Source organism: Geomonas diazotrophica (genome assembly GCF_019063885.1).
GTDB classification, from domain to species: domain Bacteria; phylum Desulfobacterota; class Desulfuromonadia; order Geobacterales; family Geobacteraceae; genus Geomonas; species Geomonas diazotrophica.
In genome coordinates, this window is the sequence record NZ_CP077684.1 from 2132214 (window position 1) to 2156572 (window position 24359).

The window sequence follows — 24359 nt, forward strand, 5'->3', positions numbered from 1 at the left end:
CGTCCCTCTATCTGAAGCTGAACTATTTGAAGGTAGCCATGATGTACTTGGCGATGGCGTGGGCCTCGACATCGGGAACGGACTTGGCGTCGAACTTGGTCATCCCGGGACCCGGGTTGCGCATCTTGGCGACGATATCCTTCTCGGTCTTTACCCCGTTGGCGGCGAGGTCCTTCTTGCCGAGCCCCTTCTTGGGGTTGATGATGTTGCCCCCTTTCGGGTGGCAGGCGACACAGTGCTTATCGAACTCGGCCTTGGCATCGATCTTCTCGCCCTTCTTGACGTCGGCGAAGGCGGGAACCGCGATTACCGACATAGACAGCACAGCAGCAGTAGCAATGACAACTTTTTTCATTTTGATTCCTCCTTGGTAGTGTCGGGGGGGCGTGCCCCATCTGAGAGTCAGCTTTTCGTAGGCAGGTAACACCAACCAGAAAGCAAAAGCGGAATCAATGCTAGTCTAGATTTTCCTGTTGTCAATGACGCGGCATGCTTTGCCTTCAGCCCTGGGGATGCTGTTGGGCTCAACCAGCTTCACCACGGCCCCCACGCCGAGGACGGAATCGATCTTCTTCTCGACCTTGTCCAGGAAGGCCTTCTGCTTCTTCATCTCGTCGAAGAAGATGTTCTCGGTGACCTCGATGCGGATCTCCAGGGTGTCCAGCGCACCCTTCCGGTCCACGACCAGCTGGTAATGCGGCTGGCACCCCTCGATGGCGAAAAGCACGTCCTCGATCTGGGACGGGTAGACGTTGACCCCCTTGATGATGAGCATGTCGTCGGAGCGCCCCATGGTCTTCTTCATGCGGACCATGGTCCTGCCGCAGTCGCACTTGTTGTAGTCGAGCGAGGTGATGTCGCGGGTCCGGTAGCGCACCATCGGGAACGCTTCCTTGGTGAGCGAGGTAAGCACCAGCTCGCCGACGCTCCCCGGGGGAAGCACCGCGCCGGTGTCCGGATCGATGATCTCGGCGATGAAGTGGTCCTCGGAGATGTGCATGCCGCGCTTGCACAGGCACTCGCCGGCGACGCCCGGGCCTATGACCTCGGAGAGGCCGTAGTTGTCGGTGGCGGTGATGCCGAGCCTCTCCTCGATCTCGCGCCGCATCGACTCCGACCAGGGCTCGCCGCCGAAGAGACCGACCTTCAGGGTGAGGTTCTTGGGGTCGATGCCCATCTTCTCCATCCGCTCCGCGATGGTCACCGCGTAGCTCGGGGTGGAAACCAGCGCTGTGGTGCGGTAATCCTGCATGATCATGATCTGCTTTTCGGTGTTCCCCGCGCCCATCGGAATGACGGAGGCGCCGATCATCTCGGAGCCGTAATGCAGGCCGAAGGCGCCGGTGAAGAGGCCGTAACCGAAGGCGATCTGCACCACGTCGTCGCTGTTAACGCCGGCTGCGGTCATGAAGCGGGCCACCAGGCCGGACCAGACCTTGAGGTCGTGCTTCGTGTACCCCACGACGGTGGGCTTGCCGGTGGTGCCGGAGGAGGAGTGGATGCGGACCACCTCGCGCAGCGGCACCGCGAACATGCCGTACGGGTAGTTGAGGCGCAGGTCCTCCTTGGTGGTGAACGGGAGCTTGGACAGGTCCGCGAGGGACCGGACGTCCTCGGGGACGATCCCCATCTCCTTGAACCTGGTGCGGTAGCAGGTGACGTTCTTGTAAACGCGGTTCAGAGTAGCCTGGAGCCGCTCCAACTGGAGTTGCTCGATCTCTTCCCGCGGCATGCACTCGTAATCGGGATCCCAAATCTGCATAGCTACCTCTCCCAAATTTCTTTCTTGTCACGCCCCAGATAGGCGCGCTGAACGTCCTTGTTTTCCAATAGCTCGGACGCCTTTCCTTCAAGTATCACTTTACCCGTCTCAAGGACGTAGCCGCGGTCGGCGACCTTCAGGGCGGCGCGCGCGTTCTGCTCGACCAGGAGGATGGTGGTCCCCTCCTCGCCCCTCAGCCGCTCGATCACCTTGAAGATGTCCTGCACAACCAGCGGGGCGAGCCCCATGGACGGCTCGTCCAGAAGCAGCAGCTTGGGACGGGCCATGAGCGCACGGCCGATGGCGAGCATCTGCTGCTCCCCGCCGGAAAGCGTCCCTGCGGCCTGGCGACGGCGTTCCTTGAGCCTCGGGAACATCTGGAACATACGCTCCAGGTCGGCGCCGATCTCAGCCCTCTGTCCGCCGGCACGGTAGCGCAGGTAGGCGCCCAGTTCCAGATTCTCCTCGACCGTAAGCGGGTTGAAAACCTGGCGCCCCTCCGGCACCTGAGACAGCCCAAGGGAAACCACGCGGTCCGCCGCGTGTCCGGCTATGTTCTGACCCTCCAGCAGTATCTCGCCGTTCGCAGTCGGAATGATCCCCGACAGGGTGTTGAGGAGCGTGGTCTTGCCGGCCCCGTTGGCGCCGATGAGCGTCACTATTTCGCCCGCCTTGAGATGCAGCGAGACGTTTTTTAGTGCGTGCACCTTGCCGTAGTAGGCGTTGATGTTCTTGATTTTTAGCATTAACGGTTGTCCTTGATTGTCCCCCCTCGCCCATCGGGAGAGGGGCTGGGGGTGAGGGCGCCGCAAGTGGGCGTCTCTCTCGCTCGGGGCATCTCCCTCCCCTCCCCTTCGGGCGCCCCCTCCCGGGGGGAGAGGGACTGGAGGCACTCTTCCCTACCCTCCTGAAAAGCGGTCGGGAAAGGGAACGGAGCTATTCCTCGCCGAGATACGCGGTGATGACGGCGGGGTTGTCCTGGATCTGACGCGGCGTCCCTTCGGCAAGCATGGTGCCGAGGTTCAAGACCACCAGTTGGTCGCAGATGTCCATGACCAGGTCCATGTCGTGCTCGACCAGGGCCACGGTGACGCCCAGGTCCCGGATCCTCTTGATCAAGTCGGCAAGATCGGCGGTCTCACTGCTGTTGAGGCCGGCCGCAGGTTCGTCCATCAAAAGGATCTTCGGCTCCAGTGCCATGGCCCGGGCGATCTCCAAAAGCCTCCCCTTGCCGAAGGAAAGGGTGCCGGCCTGGACCACGGCGAGCTCGGGGATACCGACGAAGTCGAGCAACTCCATAGCCCTGTCGCGGATGCGGCGCTCTTCGCTCATCTGCCAGGGCATACGGAAGGAGCATGCGAACAGCCCGGAACTGCTCCGGGTGTGCAGCCCGACCATGACGTTTTCCAGCACGGTCATCTTGCCGAAGAGTTCGATGTTCTGGAAGGTACGCACGAGCCCCAGCCGCGCGCGCCCTTCCGGCGGCAGCTTGGAGATGTCCTTCCCCTCGAGAAGCACCGCGCCGCAGGACGGGGGATAGATCCCGGTGGCGACGTTGAACAGGGTGGTCTTGCCGGCTCCGTTGGGGCCGATGATGCCGGTGATGGACCCCTTGCCGACGTTGAAACTGATCCCCTCCAGGGCGGTCAGCCCGCCGAACCTCTTCCCGATACCGTTCAGGCTAAGCATCGTTCCCCTCCGTTACCTTCCCCGCAGGCATCAGGCGCCGGAACAGCGCCGGAATCCCCTCCGCCAGACCGCCCGGCAGGTAGATGGTCATCGTGATGAGCAAAAGGCCGTAGACGATGATGTCGTAGTCCTGGAAGGTGCGCAGCATCTCGGGGAGCAGGGTCAGGAGCAGGGCCCCGAGGATGGAGCCGTACACGCTCCCCAGGCCGCCGATGACGACCATGGTAAGGAGTTCCACCGACATGCTGAACCCGAAGGAGTTGGGCGAGATGAAGGTCATCACGTGGCAGTAGAGACTCCCCATGATGGCCGACATGAAGGCCGAGAGCGTGAACACCTGCACCTTCATGAGCCTCGCGTTGACGCCCATCACCCGGGCGGCAACTTCCGAATCATGAATGGCCCGGAGACCGCGGCCGAAGCGGGAGTTTACAAGGTTCAAGGAGAGAAGGATCATCCCCAGCGCGAAGACCCAGACGAGGTAGTAGTTCTTGAGGTCCGAGTCGAAGGTGAGGCTGCCGACTTGCAGGTTGGGAATGCCGGAGAGCCCGGAGGGGCCGCCGGTCAGCTCCACGGTTTCGTTCAGGGCGATGTTGACGATGACGCCGACGCCCAGGGTCGCCATGGCGAGATAGTGACCTTTCAGGCGCAGCACCGGGAAGCCGATGGCGAAGGCGAAGGCCGCGACGCAGAGGGCGACCGCGATCATGGCAAGCCACGGGTTCATGGCGTAGGCGGTGGTCAGCACGCCGGAGCCGTAGGCGCCCAGGCCGAAGAAAGCGGCCTGCCCCAGGGAGATCTGTCCTGCATAGCCCAAAAGGAGGTTGAGCCCAAGGGCGAGCACGCTGTTGATCCCGACGAAGATGAGAACGTTGGTGAGATACCCTCCCGAGAGCGGCAGCGGGATGAGCAGCACCACGAGGGCAAAAACGAGAAATTTTATTCTGTCCGTTTTCAAAGTAAAACCTTAAACCCTTTCAGTTTCGCCCTTCTTGAAAAGTCCCTGCGGCCTGATGAAGAGGATCAGGAGCAGGATGAAAAACGCGATGGCGTCCTTGTAGCCGGAGGAGATGAGACCGGCCCCAAGAGACTCCAGGGTCCCGAGGATCAGGCCGCCCAAAACGGTGCCGAGCCCGCTCCCCATCCCCCCCATGATGGCGGCGCAGAACCCCTTGAGCCCCAGCATGACGCCGACGTCGTAGGCGGTCATGGTGAGCGGCGCGATGATCACGCCGGCCAGCGAGCCGACTGCCGCGCTGATCACGAAGGAGAAGAGGACCATGCGCCCGACGCTGATGCCGACCAGGTTGGCGGCGCGACGGTTGAAGGAGCAGGCGCGCATGGCCTTGCCGCTGATGGTGTGGTTGAAGAAGAGCCGGCAGCCCACGATGACCAGGATAGTGACGCCGAAGATCCAGAGGTGCTGCGGCAAGAGGGTCGCCCCGGCGATGTTGATGGGGTCGGTACCGGAAAAGGCGGGAAGCGCCTGGGTGTCCTTGCCCCAAAGCAGCATCACGAGGCCCCGGATCAGGATGCTGGCACCGATGGTGATGATGATGAGTGCGAGCGGAGTGGCGTTTTTGAGCGGCCGGATGGCCAGCCGCTCGAAAACAAGGCCGATGATGGTGGTTACCGCTACCGCGACGACGATGGCCGCCACCAGCGGCAGGTGCAGCACGTTCAGCGAGAAAATGGTCAACACCCCGCCCAGCATGACGAACTCACCCTGGGCGAAGTTGATGATCCCGGTGGAATTGAAGATGATGGCGAAGCTGAGGCCGATCAGGGCGTAGATGGCACCCGTGGCGAGCCCCGATATGACGAACTGCGTTACTTGGTTTAAAAGCTCCATGAATCCTCTTACCTACTTGACCAGCACCCAGTCTTTTTTGCGCACTTCGACCAGGGTGAAGGCGTCCTTGGTCAGACCGGCGTGGTCTTTGGCGGAGTAGCTGAACACGCCGCCGATGCCTGCAAAGTTGCGGGTGGACTCCAGCGCGTTGCGGATGCCGGCGGGGGTGTCCCCGCCTTTCTCGATGGCGCCTTTCAACAGCATGACCGCATCCCAGGCGTGGCCGCCGAAGTGGTCGCCTTCAGCCTTGAAGTGGTTCTGGTAGTCCTTGATGAAGGCAAGCAGGGAGTTCCGCTGCTTGTCGTTTTTGGGAAGCAGATCTGCCACCAGCACCTTGCCGGAGGGAAGCCTGATCCCCTCGGCAGCGTCGCCGGCCAGCTCGATGAACTTCTTGGAGGAGACCCCGTGGCTCATGTAAACCGGAATGGTGAGACCGAGCTGCTTCGCGTTCCTGGCGATGACGGCCGGGCCCGGGTTCGTGCCCCAGCAGATGAGCGCCTGGGCCTGGGAGCCGCGGATCTTGGCGAGCTGTGCGGTCATGTCGGTGTCCTTCGGACCGTACGTGTCGTCGGAGAGGATCTGGATGCCGTAGTGGGCAGCCTGGGCCTTCAGCTGTTCACGGCCGGAGGCGCCGAAACCGTCGGAGACGGTGAGGATGGCCACCTTGGTTTTCTTCTCCTTCTTCAGCTGCTCGAAGATCCTGGCGACGGCCAGCCCGTCGTTCTGGGCGGTCTTGAAGACCCACTTCTTCACCGGCTCGGTGATCTTGCTGCCGGCAGCGCAGGAAATGAGCGGAATCTGGGCCTTCTCGACGACCGGGATGATCGCCATGCTGTCACCCGTGGTGCTGGGGCCGATGATGGCGACCACCTGGTCGTTCTTCACCAGCTTGTTGGCAAGCTGTACCGCCTTGGTGGCGTCCCCGCCGGTATCGTAGGTGATCAGTTCCAGCTTGCGCCCCTTGACGCCGCCGGCCTTGTTGATCTCGTCGACGACCATCTGTGCGGTGTTTCGCTCGGGCTCCCCGAGGAACGATGCGGGGCCGGTCACGGCGAAGAGCGCGCCGATCTTGATCGGCGGAGCTGCCAGTGCGGCGGTGGACAGGCAGAACAATGCAAACGAAGCAAAAGCAGTCGAGACAAGTTTTTTCACGGTTTCCCTCCCCTTTTGAGCGGCACCTTCGCCGCAGATCATTATTTCACGATGACCCAGTCGCCCTTGACGATGCGTACCATTTCGAAGGCGCCCAGGTCGAGGCCGTTGTGGTCGGTCGGGGACATCTTGAAGATGCCGGACACGCCCACCATGCGGCCGTTTTTCTCGATGCCGTCGCGAATCTGCGCCGGGGTGACGGCGCCTTTCTTGATGGCCGCGGCGATGAGCTGGAAGCCGTCGTAGGCGTACCCGCCGAAGGTGGAGGCCTCGACGCCATAGCTCTTCTTGTAGTCGGTGTTGTAGTCTTTGAGCAGTTTTGCCTGAGGATCGCTCGGCTTCAGCAGGTCGAACACGGCCAGCTTGCCGGCCGGAAGCATGATCCCCTCAGCGGCCTGGGCGGTGGCAAGCTCGATGTACTTCTTGGAGGCGACACCGTGGCTCTGGTAGACCTGTGTTTTCATGCCGAGCTGCTGGAGATTGCGGGTGATGATAGCGGGACCGGGGTTGGTGCCCCAGCAGATGATCGCGTCCGGCTTGGCCGCCTTGATCTTGGTGAGCTGCGGGGTCATGTCGGTGTCTTTCGGGGAGTAGACCTCGTCTGCCACGATCTTGAAGCCGCGCTTGGTCGCCATCTGCTTCAGCTGCTCCCGCCCTGACGAGCCGAAGGAGTCGGAAACGGTGATCAGGGCGATGTTCTTCTGCTTCAGCTTCTCGGCCTGGATCAGGATCTTTTCCGCCGCGACGTGATCGTTGGCAGGGGTTTTGAAGACCCATTTCTTGACGGGATCGGTGATCTTGATGCCGGCGGCGCAGGAGATCAGCGGGATCTGCTCTTTTTCCGCGATGGGGATAACGGCCATGGATTCACCGGTGGTGCTGGGGCCAACGATGGCGGAAACCTTGTCGTTCTTGATCAGCTTGCTGGCGAGCTGCACCGCCTTGGTGGCGTCCCCGCCGGTGTCGTAGATGAACAGTTCGATCTTGGAGCCGTTGATGCCCCCCTTGGCGTTGGTCTCCTTGACCAGCAATTCAAGGGTGTTCTTTTCCGGTTCGCCAAGAAAGGAAGCAGGTCCGGTGACGGCGAAGAGTCCCCCGATCTTGATGGGAGCCGCGGCGAAGGCCGCGCTGGCGCTGCACAGAAGCAGCATGGTGATACCGACTACAGCGAACATCTTTCTCATCTGTTGCCCCCCTCTACTTGGTTAACCGCATTGAATATGAACAGGTTGTACGACTGCCGTTAAAGAAACGGTTCATGCCAGGCGGGGATGCCTCCGGGCGACGGTCCGGCCGGAGCGAGTGCGCTGGGCGCATATTTATTCGCCCCTACAGCAACCACGATTCCCCCCGTCTACGGCCCCACCTCCCCCCCTACGAAGGGACGCTGGTGCGCATAAACGGCCAGACCTCCGGGCACTGAAACTACATGCTGTAAAGCCTCTCCCCAGGCAGCACGTTGAAGCTCTTGCCGGTCAGGGTGGTGATCGCCTTCTGGGTCTCGTCGAAGCGGAAGATCATCACCGCGTTCTCGCCGCAGCGCTCCACGAAGGCGTACATGTACTCGACGTTGATCCCATCGGCATCCAGCACCTGCAGGATGTCGGCGAGCCCGCCGGGACGATCCGGGATCTCGACCGCAACCACCTCGGTCTTGCTCACCGTGAAGCCGCGCTCCTTGAGGACGGTTCTCGCCTTCTCCGTGTCGTTCACGATCAGGCGCAGGATCCCGAAATCGGAGGTGTCCGCCAGGGAAAGGGTACGGATGTTCACCCCGGCATCGCCCAGGATGCGGGTAACCTCTGCCAGACGTCCGAACTTGTTTTCGATGAATATGGAGATCTGTTCTACGTGCATGACTTTCCCTCCTCAGGCCTTGTTCCTGTTGTCGATGACGCGCTTTGCCTTCCCTTCGCTGCGGGTGATGCTCTTGGGCTCGACCAGTCTCACGCGGCAGGTGACGCCCAGCATCTCCTTGATCTGCTTCTCGATCTTGACCGAGAGAGCCTGGAGGTGCTTGATCTCGTCGGAGAAGATGTTCTCGCCGACCTCGACCTGGACCTCGAGCGTGTCGAGGTTGTCCTTTCTTTCCACGATGAGCACGTAGTGCGGTTCGACCCCCTCGACCCCCATGAGTATAGCCTCGATCTGGGACGGGAAGACGTTGACGCCGCGGATGATGAGCATGTCGTCGCTTCTGCCGCTCATGCGGGCGATGCGGGCGTGGGTCCTGCCGCAGACGCAGGGCTCGTAGGTGATGGAGGTGATGTCGCGGGTCCGGTAGCGGATCAGCGGGATCCCTTCCTTGGTGATGGTGGTGATGACCAGCTCGCCCATCTGCCCCTCGGGAAGCACCTCGCAGGTCTCGGGGTTGATGATCTCGGGGATGAAGTGATCCTCCCAGACGTGGAGCCCTTTCTTTGCCTCGCAGCACTCGATGGCGACGCCCGGGCCCATGATTTCGGAAAGGCCGTAGATATCGACCGCGGAGAGGTTCAGCTTGGTCTCGATGTCGCGGCGCATCTCCTCGGACCAGGGCTCGGCGCCGAAGATGCCGACGCGCAGTTTCAGATCGCGGAAGTCGATCCCCTCCTCCTTGGCGGCCTCGGCCATGAACAGTGAATAGGATGGGGTGCAGGTGAGGACGGTGGAGCCGAAGTCCTGCATGATCATGATCTGCTTCTTCGTGTTGCCGCCGGACATCGGGATGACGGATGCCCCCAGCCGTTCGGCGCCGTAATGCGCGCCCAGGCCGCCGGTGAAGAGGCCGTAGCCGTAGGAGTTGTGGATGATGTCACCCTTGTGCACGCCGGCCGCGACGAAGGAGCGCGCCATCAGTTCGCTCCAGGTCTCTATGTCCTTCCTGGTGTAGCCGACGACGGTCGGCTTGCCGGTGGTGCCGGAGGACGCGTGGATGCGGACGATGTCCTCCATCGGGACCGCGAACAGGTTGTAGGGGTAGGAGTCCCGCATGTCCTGTTTGTAGGTGAACGGGAGTCGTTGCAGGTCCGCGAGCGTCTTGATGGAATCGGAGCTGACGCCGGCCTTGGCGAGGGCCTCCTTGTAAAAGGGAACGCTTTTCTCGACCCGGGCCACCATGGCCTTCAGCCTCTTGAGCTGCAGCGCCTCGAGCGCCTCCCTCGGCAGTGTCTCGAACTCCTCGTTGAAGAACATACTGTGCTCCTTAGAATCGGGCGAATGATTATTCGCCCCTACATCGTAAATACAGCTCGCTTTCAATCTTCGTGGCCAGGCCCTCATCCGCCCTTCGGGCACCTTCTCCCAGAGGGAGAAGGGGTTCCTGTAGGCCATGCCGAAGGGCGTCGCCCCCCTCGCCCTCCGGGAGAGGGGCAGGGGTGAGGGCAGCCTATTTATTTAAGCCCGCGCCCCATCTGGAAGGCCTTGAGGTTCACATCCAGCGCCTTCTTGGGCACCATCTTCTCGATCGCCTCGATCCAGTACTTCTCCTCGATGTCCAAACGTTTGGAAACCGCACCGAGCAGCACGGTGTTGGCGGCGCGGGCGTTGCCCGCCTCGATGGCGAGGTTCTGGCCGTCCACCAGCAGGCAGTCCGGGCAAAGCTCCTGGATCTTCAGCGCCATGTCCGCCGGGTAGGTCTCCTGCCCGACCAGCACGGCAGGGGGCGCGATGCAGAGATCGTTCACCACCACGGTGCCGCCGGGCTTCAACAGCGACAGGTAGCGGTAGCTCTCCATCAGCTCGAAGCCGAACAGGATGTCCCCCTCCCCTTCGGGAACCATCGGGGAGAAGACTTCCTTGCCGTAACGGACGTGGGACACGACGGAGCCGCCGCGCTGGGACATGCCGTGGATCTCGCTCTTCTTGACGTCGAAGCCTGCCAGCATGAAGGTCTCGGAAAGGATCTCGGCGGCGAGCAGAATGCCCTGGCCACCCACGCCTACCAGGACGATGTTGGTTACCTTGTCGCTCATTTCGCCTCCTGAATCGCAGAGAACTTGCACAGCTGGCTGCAGACGTCGCAACCGTTGCATAAAAGCGGATCTATGTGCGCCTTGCCCTTCTTACCGCTGGAAGGGATCCACTCGATGGCAGGGCAGCCGATCTTCAGGCAGGCGCGGCAGCCGGTGCAGGATTCGTCAACGACCTGCAGCGGTGCGCCCGCTTTGAAGATCCCTTCCCTCTTGATGAGGACGCAGGGCTTGTCGGTTATGATGACCGAAGTCTCGGGGCGCTCCATCTCCTCGGAGATCACCGTGCGGCACTCATCCAGGTCGAGCGGGTTGATGGTGCGCACGTTCTTGACCCCGATCGCCTTGCAGAGCAGTTCGAAATCCACGGCGTTGGCGGGATCGTTCATCAGGGTATGGCCGGAACCGGGGTTTTCCTGGCGGCCGGTCATGGCGGTGATCCTGTTGTCCAGGATGATGACGGTGGCGGCACCCTTGTTGTAGACCATGTCCATGAGGCCGTTGATGCCGGTATGCAGGAACGTGGAGTCGCCGATGACTGCGACCACCTTCTTCCGCTCCTCGGGGGGGAGCACCTTGACCGCGCCGGTCGCCATGCCGATGGATGCGCCCATGCAGACACAGGTATCCATGGCGGAAAGCGGCGGCATGAAGCCCAGGGTGTAGCAGCCGATGTCGCCGGAGACGTAGGCCTTCAGCTGGTTCAAGGTGTAGAACACGCCACGGTGCGGGCAGCCCGGGCACATGTTGGGGGGGCGCCCCGGGAGCTTCTCTACGGTGGTCTGGGCATTCTCGGGAAGACCGAACGCCTTTCTGACCCGCCCCGGGGTGAGCTCGCCGCAGATCGAGATGATCTCCTTGCCGATGACGGGAATGCCGACCGCCTTCACCTGTTCCTCGATGAACGGATCGAGCTCCTCGACCACGTACAGCTTTTCCACCTTGGCGGCGAACTCACGGATGAGATCGAAGGGAAGCGGGTGCACCATCCCAAGCTTCAACACCGAAGCCTCCGGCAGCGCCTCGCGCACATGCTGGTAGCTGATGCCTGCGGTGATGACACCGATCTTGGTATCGCGCATCTCGACGCGGTTGATCGGCATGCTGCAGCCGTCCTTGGAGAGCTGCACGGTGCGCTCCTCGACCACAACGTGGCGCACGCGCGCGTTGCCTGGCAGCATGACGAACTTGGCGGGGTTTTTCTCTATCTTCGCCTCCCGGACCAGGTCGGTGCGCTCGCCCAGGTTTACCACCGACTTGCTGTGCGAGATGCGGGTGGTGGTGCGCAGCAGGACCGGGGTATCGTACTTCTCGGAAATCTCGTAGGCGAGCCTGGTGAACTCCAGACATTCCTGCGAATCGCCGGGCTCAAGCATCGGCACCTTGGCAAACTTCGCGTAGTTGCGGCTGTCCTGCTCGTTCTGGGAGGAGTGCAGTTCGGGATCGTCGGCGCAGACCAGCACGAGGCCGCCATTCACACCGGTATAGGAGAGGGTGAAAAGCGGGTCGGCGGCGACGTTGACGCCTACGTGCTTCATGGTGACCAGCGACCTGGCGCCGACGAACGAAGCGCCGATGCCGACCTCGAGGGCTACCTTTTCATTGGTGGCCCAGGAGGAGTCGATTTCCCTGTAGCGGATGGTGTTTTCCAGGATCTCCGTGGAAGGGGTGCCGGGGTAGGCACAGGCAACTTTGACCCCTGCCTCGTATGCGCCTCTGGCAATGGCTTCGTTGCCGGAAAGTATTTCCTTCATGGGTTGCGTATCCTCTTTGTATTAATGTGAGAGTCGGCGAAATATACCCGAGTATTACCTGCGCTGTCAACTGCTTTATAGGAGCAAGTTAATCGCTATAATCAATATTTATGAGGGCTTAGATGGTCACATACTGAGAGGATCGAGAGCTTTTCGCAGTTTTCGAAAAGGTCGGCAAGTGGATGTTTACTGTCTGATTGAACATCGTTTTGACTGGGCGAAACAACAGCCCAAAATGAGCCGGCACTGTTAGTACTGAGCGGCCCAGGAATACCTTGGTCATGGGGGGAAATCGGGTATAATTGGCGGGTCGTTTTGGATGAAAAAAAGGAGGTTCACGTGGGATTCATTGTGAAGTGGCTGTTAAACGGATTGGCGATCGTCATTACAGCGTACCTGTTGCCGGGGGTGCGCCTGTCCGGGTTCGGCGCCGCACTCATCGCGGCCCTGGTGCTGGGCCTCATCAACACCTTCATAAAGCCGGTCCTGATGCTGCTCACCCTGCCGCTCAACATCCTGACCCTGGGCCTGCTCACCTTCGTGATCAACGCCCTGGTCATCATGCTGACCAGCGCCCTGGTGAGCGGCTTCTCGGTCGCCGGTTTCTGGTGGGCGCTCCTGTTCAGCCTCGTGCTGTCGGTGGTCAACTTCCTGCTGAACGCGATCTTCTAGAGCGGCTCCCCCATCAGCAGGCGGTTCTTCGGCGTGATGTCGAGGGGGATACTCTGGGTGTAGACCCGGTACCCCTGGCTGCGGAGACGGGCGGCCCGGGTGACGTCGACGGCGAGAGGGCCATCCAACCACCCCCCAATTCCGCCATCGTCACAGCTGCGCAGGTCGTGGCAACACGGCAGCACGGCGACCCGGCAGCGCGAGGCGACGGCCCGCTCCAGCACGAGATCGGTGAGGGAGCCGCAGGCATGGGCAGAGACCACGATGTCGCCCGGGTGCAACTCGACCAGGCTCAGGTCCTGCTCCAGAAGGGAGAACCGATCGGCTGCCACCGGCCATTCCGCCCGGATTTCGCAGGAAAGCCGGGCGGCGCTTTGCGGAACGCGCAAATCAACGCCGATGCCTTCCTTAAGCTCGCGGTCGAGGATGAGCAGCACCTGCGCCAACAAGCCGTGCCCGGCGGCAAGGTCCACCACCCGCCCCCCGCGAAAGCGCCGGTGCACCCGTCGCGCCACCTCCCACGCCTCGTAGAGCTCCTTTCGCGGGAGACACCCGGCCCGGCACACGGCGCGGGCGATGCGGTCAAAGAGGTTGTCGCCGGGAAAATGCGGCAGCATGCGCTCGGTCAGTCGGTTCTTGGAAGATCGGTCCATTCTCGGTAATTCCTTGTACTCCCCTCGCCCACCGGCCCTACGCCCGACAGGCGGGAGAGGGGCTTGGGGGCATCGGGAGGTCCCATGGCACCAGGCAAAATCCGCATTGGCACCTGCTCCTGGACGGAAAGCAGCCTCATCGAAAGCGGCACCTTCTATCCGCGCGGTGCCGGCACGCCCAAAGCACGCCTGAAGTTCTACGCCCGCCAGTTCGATACCGTCGAGATAGAGAGTTCCTACTACCAGATACCTTCGGTCGAGATGGCGCAAGCCTGGGCGGAGCGCACGCCGCCAGGTTTTCTGTTCCACGTCAAGGCGTTCGGCGCCCTTACCGGTCACAACATCGACCCGCGCCGGCTACCGGCCGAACTGCAAGCGTTGCTGGCGCCGGGCGAGCTGGACCGGGAGGAGTTGCACGTGGCCGAGCCCGGGATGCTCAAAGCGATGGCCCAGGCGCTGCTGGACGCCCTGGAACCGCTCAGGCAGGCACGCAAGATGGGATTCACCATCTTCCAGTTCCCTCCCTGGTTCGGCTACAAGAAGGCGAACCTGGATTACCTGCGCTACTGCAAGGAACTGATGGCGGGGATACCGATTGCGGTCGAGTTCCGCCACGGCAGCTGGTTCACCGCGCATCACCGCGACGAACTCTTCGCCTTCCTCAAGGAACACAAGATCACCTACATCACCTGCGACGAGCCCCAGTACGGAAACCTCTCCACCGCCCCCTTCCATCCGGAAGCGACCACCGGGATCGCCTACCTCAGGCTGCATGGCAGAAACGGCGACTGCTGGCACAGCGATGTCCCCGGCGACGAGTACCTCTACCCGGAAGCGGAACTGCAGGAGATCGCGCGGCACGCCCTGCGGCTGAGCGAGACGGCGCGAACGACGTTCATCATGTTCAACAACTGCCGATGCGGTTACGCTGTGAAAAACGCGCTGGAGATGCGGGAGCATTGCAGAGTGGTCCCCCCTCCCCCAGCCCCCTCGCCCTCCGGGAGAGGGTGGCCGAAGGCCGGGTGAGGGCGGTGTCATAGTCAGGAAGGCAGCCATCCGGACAGAGGGGTAGAGACAACTGGCCCCCTCACCCCTCCCCTCTCCCGAAGGGCGAGGGAGAAAGGCAGACTCCTACTACGACCGCGCCGCCAGCAGGTCGTTCACCACCACCCCCGCCATGGTCAGACCGAAGATGGAAGGGATGAAGGAAACACTTCCCAGGATGACGCGGCGGTGCTCGCAGGAAAACTTCTGGTCGTCCTTGTTGGGGCAGATGCAGTTCCCCTTGCAGCCGCCGTCCTTGACCTCCTGCTCGCGGTACTCCTCGGTGGAGAAGACCACCTTCACCCCCTGCTCGATCCCCTGTTTCTTCAAGAGCTTGCGCACCGAGCGCGCCATGCGGCACTTGTGGGTCTGGGAGATGTCGGCCACGCCGATCTTGGTCGGGTCGAGTTTTGCAGCGGCCCCCATACTGGATATGATGGGGATGTCCTTCTCACGGCAGGTGCGGATCAGGTGCAGCTTGCTGGTGATGTGATCGATGGCGTCGACCACGTAGTCGTAGTGGTCGTGGAGCAGAAAATCGCTGTTCTCGGCCGAGTAGAAGTCGTGATAGGGGACGATCTCCGCCTGCGGGTTGATCTGGCGCATGCGCTCGGCCATGACCAGGGCCTTGGCCTTGCCCACGGTGCCGTCCATGGCGTGCAGCTGGCGGTTCACGTTAGTGAGGCAGATGTCGTCGAAATCGACGATCACCAGGCGTCCGATGCCGGCGCGCACCAGGGCTTCAGCGGCATAGCTCCCTACGCCGCCCAGGCCGAAGATGGCGACGGTGGAATTTTTCAGTTTGTCGAGTCCGGCAGATCCAATGAGGAGTTCGGTACGTGAAAAACGGTGCAAATGTGACATGTTTCCTTTGCCTTTGACGCTTTTGCTGGGATGGTAACGGCAAAGTATCTCATAGATGGGGCGTGCCTTGGAAGCGAAACTTTAACAGGGGAATCAACAACTATCAGCGGCGGGGCAGCGGGTTTCCCGACTCGGTCCGTATCCGTTCAAACCCCTCCTGCTTGGCGACTTCTTCATCGTAGGTATAAAAAATGGCGTAGTTGCTCCCTGCGCCATGCGGATCCAGCTGTATCCCTTTCTCTTCCCACTGCCTGAAAAGCTGCAGGCTCTCCTCGAAATTGCGGATCAGATCGGCGATGGTCCTCGCGCCGACTGCAGTGAACTTGATCTGATGAACATGCTCGTAGCGCACTCTTTGCATAGCCACCTCCCCAGCCACCTTAACACTCGCCAATTGTAGCGTGAATCATGCTACTGGCAAACTCACGGAGGCTGTGGCGGCTATTTCATCTTTTCGTAGAGATGGTCGGCCTCGGAGTCGGAGACACTGATCCCCTGCTGGTCGAGGATCACCCCGGTCACACGCCACAGTTGCGTGATGGAGTTGTTGTAGTCGACCACGGCCTGGATCTGGTTCCCCTTGGCCGCCACCAGGTCGTTCTCCACGTCGAAGACATCCTTGGTGGTGGCGAGCCCGACGTCGTGCCTCTTCTGGAAGGCTCGCAACCGGTCCTCGGCGTAGGCGGTGCCGCGCGCGGTCACGTCGAGCTGCTGGTAGCTGGCCGCCACCAGGCGGATCGCGGCCTTCACGTCCCTAACGACCCCGGATTCGATGCTTTGCAGCTGGGTCTGGGCCTGCTCGAGGGCCAGCTTCTTCCTGATGTAGTCGTTCTCGGCGCTGCGGTTGCCCAAGGGATAGCTGAACTGCAGCCCCACCCCCCAACTCGGCTCGCTGATCGTTGCCGTCTTTTCCAGACCGCCCAGAAAGCGGCGATCGAAGCCCCCGGTGCCGACGCTGGCGTTGAGGGTCAGATCGGGCAGGGTCTGGTTCTTGGCCACCCGCTGCTGCAGATCGTTGATCCTGATCACGTCGCGCTGCGTGGCCAGTTCGGTGCGGTTGCCCAGCGCATCGTCCAGCGCCTGCTGCTCCGAGAGGTTGTAGCTGTTGCGGTAGGGCTGGTCGGCCAAAGCGATCTCCGCGGAGGGTGGAAGTTGCAGTTCGACGCGCAACACGTCCATCTGGTCCCGAACCGCCCGTTCCGCATCGATGACCTGCTTCTCGCGCGTGGCGACCTGGAACTCGGAGTTCAAAAGCTCGTACGCGGGGAGCACCCCCGCCTTTACCCGCCCCTGGTCGTCCTGAAGTATGCGCTTGGCCAAGGAGAGCGAAGTGCGGCGCACCTCCAGCACCTCGAGCAGGTTATAGAGCTGGAAATAGTCATTGCGTACCTTGGCGACGGTGTCGCTCAGTCGGGTCCTGAAGACGTTCAGGGTTTCCCCCTTGGTGAAGCGGGAGACGTTGATGGCGAGGTCGGTGGTATCCTTCCCGAATCCCTTGAGGAGCGGCTGTTTCAGCGACAGATCGATGGCGTTGGAGTAGTACTTCGCGGAATTGCTGATCCAGCCGCTCTGCGCGGTGACGCCGACGACGGCGCCGGTGGGCAGGAGCTGGCTCACCCCTGCGTTCGCGGTGACCTGGTCGATCTGCTGCGGGCGGAAGGTCAGGATATTGCTGCTGTTGCTGCGATCGTAGTTCACCCCGAGGGACAGCACGGGATCGTAGATCCCGAGATTGCGCCGGATGTCGGCCTCGGCCATGGCGGGGTTGTAGAGCTCCACCTTCAGGTCGAGGTTTTTCTCGAAAGCCATCTTGATGGCGTCCTTCAGCGTCAGGTTGATGGTGGGCTGCGCGAAAGCCGAGGTGGCGGCACCGAGCGCCAGGCAAAGGGAAAGGGCCAGCGCTGTTTTCCTGTTTTTCTTCATGGGTGATCCTTTCGACCAGCTTGTTAAACGGTTACTCGTACCTCAGGGCGTCGATCGGGTTCAGCGACGCCGCCTTGCGGGCCGGGTAGAAGCCGAAGAAGACCCCGACCCCGGCCGAGAAGGCGAAGGCGATGACGATGGTGTTGACCGAAATCAGGGTGGGCCAGCCGATGAAACTCGCCACGAGTTTCGCTCCCGCTACGCCCAGCAGCATCCCGATGACGCCGCCGCAGGTGGTGAGAAGCACGGCCTCGGTCAGAAACTGCAGCAGTATGTCGCGCTTTTTGGCGCCGATGGCGACGCGGATGCCGATCTCGCGGGTCCTCTCGGTGACCGATACCAGCATGATGTTCATGATGCCGATGCCGCCCACCACCAAGGAGATCGAGGCCACCGCGCCCAGCAGGATGGACATCACCCTCGAGGACTGCTCGGTGACCGCCAGGAGCTCGGAGAGGTTCCTGATGGTGTAGTCGACCTCGCGGTTGGGACCGATCCGGTGACGCTGGTTCAAGAGCTCGGTGACCTCCTCCTCGGCCTTGTCCAGCACCTCGGCGTCCTTGGCCTGCACCATGATCGAGCCGACCACGTTGGGAAACTGGCTTCCCAGGAGCTTTCTCTGGGCGGTACGCAGCGGTACGTAGATCACGTCGTCCTGGTCCTGCCCCTGCGGCGACTGCCCCTTCCTCCCCAGAAGGCCCACCACGGTGAAGGGAATCTTCTTGATCCTGATGATCTTCCCGACCGGGTCGGTGCCGCCGAAGAGGTTATCAGCGACGGTCTGGCCGATCAAGCAGTTCTTGGTGGCGCCGTCGACGTCGGACTGGGTGATGTTGCGGCCGGCGATGATGGTCCAGTCCCGGACGTCTACCATCTCCGGGGTGACGCCGTAGACCACGGTGGACCAGTTCTGGTTGCCGTACACCACCTGCCCGGAGCCGCGCACGTTGGGCGCCACCGCCGCCACCGACGGGCATTCTGCCTTGATGGCGCGGGCGTCGTCGTAGGTGAGGGTCTGGGTGCCGCCGGAGCCGGAACGCATGCCGCCGGAGGTGACTGAACCGGGAAGCACCAGTAGCAGGTTCGAGCCGATGCTGGAGATCTGGTCCGAGATCATTTTGCTGGCGCCGGAACCGATGGCGACCATGGCGATCACGGCAGCGATGCCGATGATGATCCCCAGCATGGTGAGCAGCGCGCGCATCTTGTTGACGCGCAGGGCGCGCAGGGCTATGAGCAGGCTTTGCCAAAGGGTCGTCATTATTGCTGCACCTCGGCGGGGGGAACCGCGGTCTTCGCCTGGAAGGGCTGGTCGGAGATGACTAGGCCGTCCCGGAAGATGATGTGCCGGCTGGTGAACTCGGCGACCTCGGGCTCATGGGTGACCATGATGATGGTGATCCCCTGCCGGTTCAGTTCCTGGAAGATCGACATGATCTCGACGGTGGTCCTGGAATCGAGGTTGCCGGTGGGCTCGTCGGCCAGGATGATCGACGGGCGGTTGACCAGGGCGCGGGCGATGGCGACGCGCTGCTGCTGGCCGCCGGAGAGCTGGTTCGAGTAGTGCCCTTCCCTTCCCGCGAGCCCCACCCTCTCGAGTGCTTCCATGGCGCGCGCCCTGCGCTCGGCGGCCGGGATCTGGGCGTAGACCAGGGGCAGCTCGACGTTCTGACGCGCGGTGGTCCGCGCCAGCAGGTTGAACCCCTGGAATACGAATCCGAGCTTCTTGTTCCGTACCTCTGCCAGGGCGTCGGCGGAAAGCTTCCCGACGTCGACCCCGTCCAGGAAATAGCTGCCACGGGTGGGAACGTCCAGACACCCCAGGATGTTCATGCAGGTGGATTTGCCGCTGCCGGAGGCACCCATGATGGAGACGAATGCGCCACGGTGCACAGTGAAGGAAACGCCCTTCATCGCCTCGACGCGCTCCTCGCCCATGGTGTAAATCTTCACCACGTCTGTGAGACGGACCACTTCGTCCATTTAGAACCTCGGCCCCATGGGCGACCCCATGCCGCCCTTCTTCTTATCCTGGCTTACCTGCTCCACTACGACGTCGTCGCCTTCCTTTAGGTTGCCGGTCAGCACCTCGACGTAACTGCCGTCGCTGATGCCGGTGGTGATGGCAACCGGCACCGGCTTGCCTTCGGCGCTGAGCTTATAGACCTTTTGGCCGCCTTCCTTGCCGCCACCTTTCCCCTTGGGGCCGGCGCCCGCGCCGCGCCCGCCGCCGGCGCCGGTAATGCCGCCGGGTCCGGCCGAGCCGCCGGCACCGTTTTTGGCCGCGCCCGGTTTCTCCTTGTCGGAACGAGGCTTGAAGCGGAGCGCTGCGGCCGGTACCTTGAGGAGGTTGTCCTTTCTCAGGGTCTCCACGGTGACGTTGGCGGTCATCCCCGGTTTCAGATTCAGCTCCTTGTTGTCCACCGCGATAACGGTGACGTAGGTGACCACGTTCTGGGTGACCACCGGCGCGTTCCTTATCTGCACCACCTTACCCTCGAACTGCCGGTCTGAGTAGGCATCGACGGTGAAAGTCGCCTTCTGGCCGATCTGCAATTTACTGATGTCCGACTCGTCCACGCTGGTGTCGATCTGCATCTTGGTGAGGTCCTGGGCGATGGTGAACAAGGTCGGCGTCTGGAAGGAGGCGGCAACGGTCTGCCCCACGTCCACGTTGCGGGAGACGACGGTGCCGTCCACCGGCGACCTGATGGTGGAGTAGTTGAGGTTGGTTTCGGCCTGCTTTAGGGCGCCGCGGGTCTGCAGCACGGAGGCCTCGGCCGCCTTCACGCCGGTCAGGGCTGAGTCATAGGCCGTCTGGGCCGCATCGAGATCACTCTGGGCGATGATCCCTTCCTTCAGCAATTCCCGGTTGCGCCCGAGCGTTCTCTTGGCGTCGGCAAGCGTCACCTTGGCCTTGGCGAGGGACGCCTCGGCGTTGAGGGCGTTGCCGCGGGACTGCTGCACCGCCGAGTTGAACAGCGCCGGGTCGATCTGGGCTATCGGCTGCCCCTTCTTCACAGGGGAGTTGAAGTCGACGTAGAGCTTCGCGATGGTCCCGGAGACCTGAGTACCTACCTGGACGGTAACCACCGCGTTCAAGGTGCCGGTGGCGGAGACCGTGGAGGTGATGGCACCGCGCTCGACCTTCAGCGTCTTGTACTGCACCTTGGGGGGTTGCTTGAAGTAGAAATAGCCGGCCGCTCCCAGAACGGTCAATAGTATGACGGCGCCTACGATTTTTTTCACGAGTCCACCTCTTTGATAATCTAAAGACTGCCGTTGCATTGCCGGCTGGCAGCACCAGTCCTGCGAAGGGTAAATGCCAAATGTGCAAGAAAGATGAAACCGGCGAAATATCTGCAATCCGCAATCAATCCGTCACTTTAACCATCCCTGAACCGGCGGTCAATGAAATTAATTTAGCTGTTTCGTAGCCAGGCAACATTTGACACCACTAACCACCCCTGTACAATTAGTCCGAGTTTTTGCGGAACCGCTGCAAATGTCACATTCAACTAAAAGGAGAGAGTTATGACGGCGTTCACGGCAAAAGACTACTCCCAACTTATCGGGATGCCCGGATTCAGCGAGGCGCTCCTCAACAACCACTTCACGCTGTACCAGGGGTACGTGAAAAACAGCAACGCCCTCGACGAGCTGCTCATGCAACTGCGCAAGGACGGCAAGGGCTCCGAGCCTGTCTTCGCGGAACTGAAGAGGCGGTTCGGGTGGGAGTTCAACGGCATGAGGCTGCACGAGCTCTACTTCGAGAACCTGGGAGGCAACCAGCCTATCAACCAGGACGGCAGGCTGGCGGCAAGGCTGCACCAGGACTTCGGGAGCTACGACGAATGGGTCCAGGACTTCAAGTCCGTGGGCGCCATGCGCGGCATCGGCTGGGCCATCCTGTACCAGGATGCGCACAGCGGCAGGCTGATGAACTGTTGGATCAATGAACATGATGTCGGCCACCCTGCCTGCTGCGCCCCCATTCTTGTGATGGACGTGTTCGAGCACGCCTTCATGACCGATTACGGCCTCAAACGCGCCGACTACATCAACTCCTTCTTCCAGAACGTCGAGTGGAGTAAGGCCGAGGAACGGATGCAGATGTAGCGCAGCGCCCCCCGCCTCTTGAAGTGACAAAAGGGTCTCCCGCAAGAGACCCTTTTCTTTTATCCTCAGGCAGTTGCCATTTCCCAATCTTTACAAGCTATATAAGTGCCGCAAGTCTAAGGGGCGTGTTGCACCTTAACGGCATGTCGGTGGGGGTCAAGTGGGCGTGCCGTTGGACCTTAACGGCATACCAGTTAGGGTTAAGTGGTATGCCGCTAGAGCCTAAGGGCATACCGTTTGGAGTTAAGTGGTATGCCGTTAGGGACCTAAGGGCATACCGTTTGGAGTTAAGTGGTATGCCGTTAAAGCCTAAGGGCATACCGGTTGGAGTTAAGTGGTATGCCATCAGAGCCTAAGGGCATACCGTTTGGAGTTAAGTGGTATGCCGTTAAAGCCAAAGGGCATACCGGTTGGAGTTAAGTGGTATGCCGTTAGAGCCAAATGGCATACTGGTTAGAGTTAAGTGGTATGCCGTTAGAGCCTAAGGGCATACCGTTTGGAGTTAAGTGGTATGCCGTTAGAGCCAAATGGCATACCGTTTGGAGTTAAGTGGTATGCCGTTAAAGCCTAAGGGCATACCGGTTGGAGTTAAGTGGTATGCCGTTAAAGCCTAAGGGCATACCGGTTGGAGTTAAGTGGTATGCCGTTAAAGCCAAAGGGCATACCGTTTGGAGTTAAGTGGTATGCCGTTAGAGCCTAAGGGCATACCGTTTGGAGTTAAGTGGTATGCCATCAGAGCCAAAGGGCATACCGTTTGGAGTTAAGTGGTATGCCATCAGAGCCAAATGCCATACCGTTTGGAGTTAAGTGGTATGCCGTCAGCCCCTAAGGGCATGCTGGTCAGCGTCGAGTGGCGTGCATTTCAGCTGGAATTGCAGGGACTTCCGCTCTAACGGTGGCAGGTCCCGCAAAAACGGTCAGCCGTGCCGGCAATCTGGCTGCCGCAGGAAGCACAGGCATTGTCCCACTCCGGGTGTCCAGCATCAGCAGCCCGTTTCTTGGCCTCCAACCGCCTCACCTCGGCCTCCATCTCCTCGTTGTACTGAGTCTCGAACATCGCGTTGCTCTCCTTTGGATGCGTTACCTTCGCCGACCGCGCTTACGCCAGTCAGCCGTAGCGGTGGCGAAGGGATAAGGAACTGCTTATCCCCTCCGTCTCTCCTTCATGAAGAAAGAAAGTAACAGCCCTGTGCCGAGGAAACAGATGGCAACGGCAAAGCTGTAGAAGGAGGCAAGCCCGGGGTGCCCGGGAAAACGGTCTTTCATCGTCGCCACGATCTGCGGTCCGGCAATCCCGGCAGCCGACCAGGCGGTGAGGATGGCCCCGTAGACCGCCGGCATGAGCCGCGCTCCGAACATGTCGAGGACGAACGAAGGCATCGTCCCGAACCCGCCCCCGTAGCAGAGAAGGATGTAGCAGACGAGAGTCGCGAAGAGCCATGGGTGCGAGGTCTGCATCAAAAGGGCGAACGCGGCGATCTGCGAAACGAGGATCAGCCTGAATGTCCGAAGCCGCCCGAGGCGGTCTGAAAAGGCTCCCCATAAAAAGCGCCCGACGCCGTTGAATACCGAACTTGTAGCGATCAGGGTCCCGCCGTAGCCGGCAAGAGCTTCCATTCCGAGTGCAGGATCGCGCTTTGCGCAGACATCCTGGAACAGTGGTGACTGGAACCCGATGAGGGCGATCCCGGCGGTAATATTGCAAAAGAAAATCAGCCACATCAAGACGAACGGTCTGGAGAAGATGCAAATTCCGGCAGTCACCGTGTCACTACCCGAGACGGTACCGGCTGTATCGTTAGCCAGTGACGAAGCGGGAGGATTACGAATGAAGGCGGCGGAAGCGAGCGAAAGCGCAAGAAAAAGCACACCCATTACCGTGAAGGCAAGGACCATGTCCCCACCGACAGTGCGCAGCAGGAACGGAGCGATCACCTTCGACATGAGAAGCGCACCGAAGCCGAAACCCATTACGACCGTCCCGGTGGCCAGCCCCCTCCGGTCGGGAAACCAGCGGGCGACGGTGGCGACGGGGGTCACGTAGCCAAGCCCCAGCCCGATGCCGCCGATCACGCCGTACCCGAGGTAAAGGAGCGGCAGCGAGTGCATCCGTAAAGCAAGTGCAGCAAGGAGGTATCCGGCACCAAACAGGACCGCCCCAGCAAGGGCAAGTGGACGCGGTCCGCTTTTGGGGAGGATGAGACCGCCGGCGGCGGCCGAGAGGCCTAGAAAGCAGATGGCAAGGCTGAAGGTCCAGACGACTTGGCTGTTGGACCAGCCATAGGTTTCGCACAGCGGTTTCTGAAAGAAGCTCCACGCATACACAGTTCCCAGGTTCAGCATGAGAAGCGTGCAGGCTGCGGCGATGACTACTCGACGAGTTCTGTTTTCAGATGGCAATGTGGCTCCTGCAAGTATCGGACAAGCTTTTGGGCACTTCAGGTTAATTCGAGGTTAAGCAGATTAACACGCTCGGTTGACAACTACAACTACCTCTATTTTCAGCTCCTCGATGAATAACTGTCGGTGCAGGAGTCAGTTGCCCGCGCTGGGCACGTTTCTCAATTTCTCCCCCGATAATTGCAGGTATCAGTCAGCTTTTGGCTGGCGAAAGGATACCATGATGCCCCAGATGATGGCTGCTGCCATGACGACACCACCGGTGACAAAGAAAAAGCTGCCGATGGAATGATCCCAGGTAAGCAGCCCAAGCCTCCCCAGCATCGCCTCCCAGTCGTGGTAATCTTCCACCTCGCTCCCCGTGACCCCCCCCAGGAGCGGCAGTTGGCCGGCACGTGCGTCATCCGCGTACGGAGCCACATCCGCCATGCTCTCTCCCAACCACCAGATACCGACCGCAGCAGCGTAGCGGTCCCGGCGCATGTAGAAGGAGATTGCCACAACCGCCGGAACCAGAAGCTGCAT

The 24359-nt window shown here is 61.2% G+C and carries 25 protein-coding genes; 3 read left to right on the plus strand and 22 right to left on the minus strand.

What is annotated here, in order from left to right; all coding sequences use genetic code 11:
• Positions 1–22: 22 nt before the first annotated feature.
• The 12 genes from KP003_RS09255 to iorA all read right to left on the minus strand — a co-directional run bounded on the left by KP003_RS09255 (position 23) and on the right by iorA (position 12159).
• Entirely contained in the window at positions 23–355 is a 333-nt protein-coding gene (locus KP003_RS09255; protein ID WP_216498800.1) for a c-type cytochrome, read from the minus strand.
• A 105-nt stretch (positions 356–460) separates the two neighbouring features.
• Positions 461–1762: a phenylacetate--CoA ligase family protein gene (locus KP003_RS09260; protein WP_217300629.1), complete on the minus strand. Its 1302-nt coding sequence runs from the start codon at positions 1760–1762 to the stop codon at positions 461–463.
• 2 nt (positions 1763–1764) lie between these two features.
• Positions 1765–2508: an ABC transporter ATP-binding protein gene (locus tag KP003_RS09265; protein ID WP_216498802.1), complete on the minus strand. Its 744-nt coding sequence runs from the start codon at positions 2506–2508 to the stop codon at positions 1765–1767.
• Positions 2509–2698: 190 nt separating this feature from the next.
• Entirely contained in the window at positions 2699–3451 is a 753-nt protein-coding gene (locus tag KP003_RS09270; RefSeq protein WP_217300630.1) for an ABC transporter ATP-binding protein, read from the minus strand.
• Positions 3444–4409: a branched-chain amino acid ABC transporter permease gene (locus KP003_RS09275; protein WP_217300631.1), complete on the minus strand. Its 966-nt coding sequence runs from the start codon at positions 4407–4409 to the stop codon at positions 3444–3446. Before KP003_RS09275 ends, KP003_RS09270 begins: the two co-directional genes overlap by 8 nt.
• A gap of 9 nt (positions 4410–4418) precedes the next feature.
• A complete protein-coding gene (locus KP003_RS09280) occupies positions 4419–5303 on the minus strand; it encodes a branched-chain amino acid ABC transporter permease (RefSeq protein ID WP_217300632.1) in 885 nt (294 codons plus the stop codon).
• 12 nt (positions 5304–5315) lie between these two features.
• Positions 5316–6455, minus strand: coding sequence for an ABC transporter substrate-binding protein (locus KP003_RS09285; protein ID WP_216498806.1), 1140 nt, complete (start codon positions 6453–6455; stop codon positions 5316–5318).
• A gap of 41 nt (positions 6456–6496) precedes the next feature.
• A complete protein-coding gene (locus tag KP003_RS09290) occupies positions 6497–7639 on the minus strand; it encodes an ABC transporter substrate-binding protein (RefSeq protein ID WP_217300633.1) in 1143 nt (380 codons plus the stop codon).
• Between the two features lie 241 nt (positions 7640–7880).
• Positions 7881–8312: an ACT domain-containing protein gene (locus tag KP003_RS09295; RefSeq protein ID WP_217300634.1), complete on the minus strand. Its 432-nt coding sequence runs from the start codon at positions 8310–8312 to the stop codon at positions 7881–7883.
• A gap of 12 nt (positions 8313–8324) precedes the next feature.
• Positions 8325–9629 carry a phenylacetate--CoA ligase family protein gene (locus tag KP003_RS09300; protein ID WP_216498809.1) on the minus strand — a complete coding sequence of 435 codons (1305 nt, stop codon included), beginning with the start codon at positions 9627–9629 and terminating at the stop codon, positions 8325–8327.
• 197 nt (positions 9630–9826) lie between these two features.
• A complete protein-coding gene (locus KP003_RS09305; RefSeq protein WP_216498810.1) occupies positions 9827–10408 on the minus strand; it encodes an indolepyruvate oxidoreductase subunit beta in 582 nt (193 codons plus the stop codon).
• Positions 10405–12159 carry an indolepyruvate ferredoxin oxidoreductase subunit alpha gene (gene iorA, locus KP003_RS09310; RefSeq protein ID WP_216498811.1) on the minus strand — a complete coding sequence of 585 codons (1755 nt, stop codon included), beginning with the start codon at positions 12157–12159 and terminating at the stop codon, positions 10405–10407. Before iorA ends, KP003_RS09305 begins: the two co-directional genes overlap by 4 nt.
• A 339-nt stretch (positions 12160–12498) precedes the next feature.
• Here iorA and KP003_RS09315 point away from each other — a divergent pair, with 339 nt between their 5' ends.
• Positions 12499–12831, plus strand: coding sequence for a phage holin family protein (locus tag KP003_RS09315; protein ID WP_216498812.1), 333 nt, complete (start codon positions 12499–12501; stop codon positions 12829–12831).
• Here KP003_RS09315 and KP003_RS09320 read toward each other — a convergent pair.
• Positions 12828–13484, minus strand: coding sequence for a methyltransferase (locus KP003_RS09320; RefSeq protein ID WP_217300635.1), 657 nt, complete (start codon positions 13482–13484; stop codon positions 12828–12830). The genes KP003_RS09315 and KP003_RS09320 overlap by 4 nt on opposite strands.
• Positions 13485–13568: 84 nt before the next feature.
• On the opposite strand from KP003_RS09320, the gene KP003_RS09325 reads away from it, so the two are divergent.
• Positions 13569–14510, plus strand: a complete 942-nt coding sequence (locus KP003_RS09325) for a DUF72 domain-containing protein (protein WP_217300636.1) — start codon at positions 13569–13571, stop codon at positions 14508–14510.
• A gap of 108 nt (positions 14511–14618) precedes the next feature.
• Here the strand turns inward: KP003_RS09325 and KP003_RS09330 are convergent, their stop codons facing one another.
• The 6 genes from KP003_RS09330 to KP003_RS09355 form a co-directional block, all read right to left on the minus strand.
• Positions 14619–15392 (minus strand): tRNA threonylcarbamoyladenosine dehydratase, encoded by a 774-nt coding sequence (locus KP003_RS09330; protein ID WP_217300637.1) that lies wholly within the window; start codon positions 15390–15392, stop codon positions 14619–14621.
• A gap of 103 nt (positions 15393–15495) precedes the next feature.
• Positions 15496–15753 (minus strand): hypothetical protein, encoded by a 258-nt coding sequence (locus KP003_RS09335; RefSeq protein ID WP_217300638.1) that lies wholly within the window; start codon positions 15751–15753, stop codon positions 15496–15498.
• Between the two features lie 80 nt (positions 15754–15833).
• A complete protein-coding gene (locus KP003_RS09340) occupies positions 15834–17315 on the minus strand; it encodes a TolC family protein (protein ID WP_217300639.1) in 1482 nt (493 codons plus the stop codon).
• A 31-nt stretch (positions 17316–17346) separates the two neighbouring features.
• Positions 17347–18576 (minus strand): ABC transporter permease, encoded by a 1230-nt coding sequence (locus KP003_RS09345; RefSeq protein WP_217300640.1) that lies wholly within the window; start codon positions 18574–18576, stop codon positions 17347–17349.
• Positions 18576–19298, minus strand: a complete 723-nt coding sequence (locus tag KP003_RS09350) for an ABC transporter ATP-binding protein (protein WP_236026878.1) — start codon at positions 19296–19298, stop codon at positions 18576–18578. Before KP003_RS09350 ends, KP003_RS09345 begins: the two co-directional genes overlap by 1 nt.
• A complete protein-coding gene (locus KP003_RS09355) occupies positions 19299–20564 on the minus strand; it encodes an efflux RND transporter periplasmic adaptor subunit (RefSeq protein ID WP_217300641.1) in 1266 nt (421 codons plus the stop codon). It lies immediately after the preceding gene.
• Between the two features lie 285 nt (positions 20565–20849).
• Here KP003_RS09355 and KP003_RS09360 point away from each other — a divergent pair, with 285 nt between their 5' ends.
• The gene (locus KP003_RS09360) at positions 20850–21434 is read left to right on the plus strand and encodes a superoxide dismutase (protein WP_217300642.1); all 585 of its coding nucleotides are present in this window, start codon (positions 20850–20852) and stop codon (positions 21432–21434) included.
• Positions 21435–22323: 889 nt separating this feature from the next.
• Here the strand turns inward: KP003_RS09360 and KP003_RS09365 are convergent.
• The 3 genes from KP003_RS09365 to KP003_RS09375 all read right to left on the minus strand — a co-directional run bounded on the left by KP003_RS09365 (position 22324) and on the right by KP003_RS09375 (position 24359).
• A complete protein-coding gene (locus KP003_RS09365) occupies positions 22324–22491 on the minus strand; it encodes a hypothetical protein (RefSeq protein WP_216498821.1) in 168 nt (55 codons plus the stop codon).
• 86 nt (positions 22492–22577) lie between these two features.
• Positions 22578–23834 (minus strand): L-lactate MFS transporter, encoded by a 1257-nt coding sequence (locus KP003_RS09370; RefSeq protein ID WP_239027647.1) that lies wholly within the window; start codon positions 23832–23834, stop codon positions 22578–22580.
• 189 nt (positions 23835–24023) lie between these two features.
• The gene (locus KP003_RS09375) at positions 24024–24359 is read right to left on the minus strand and encodes a hypothetical protein (protein ID WP_217300643.1); all 336 of its coding nucleotides are present in this window, start codon (positions 24357–24359) and stop codon (positions 24024–24026) included.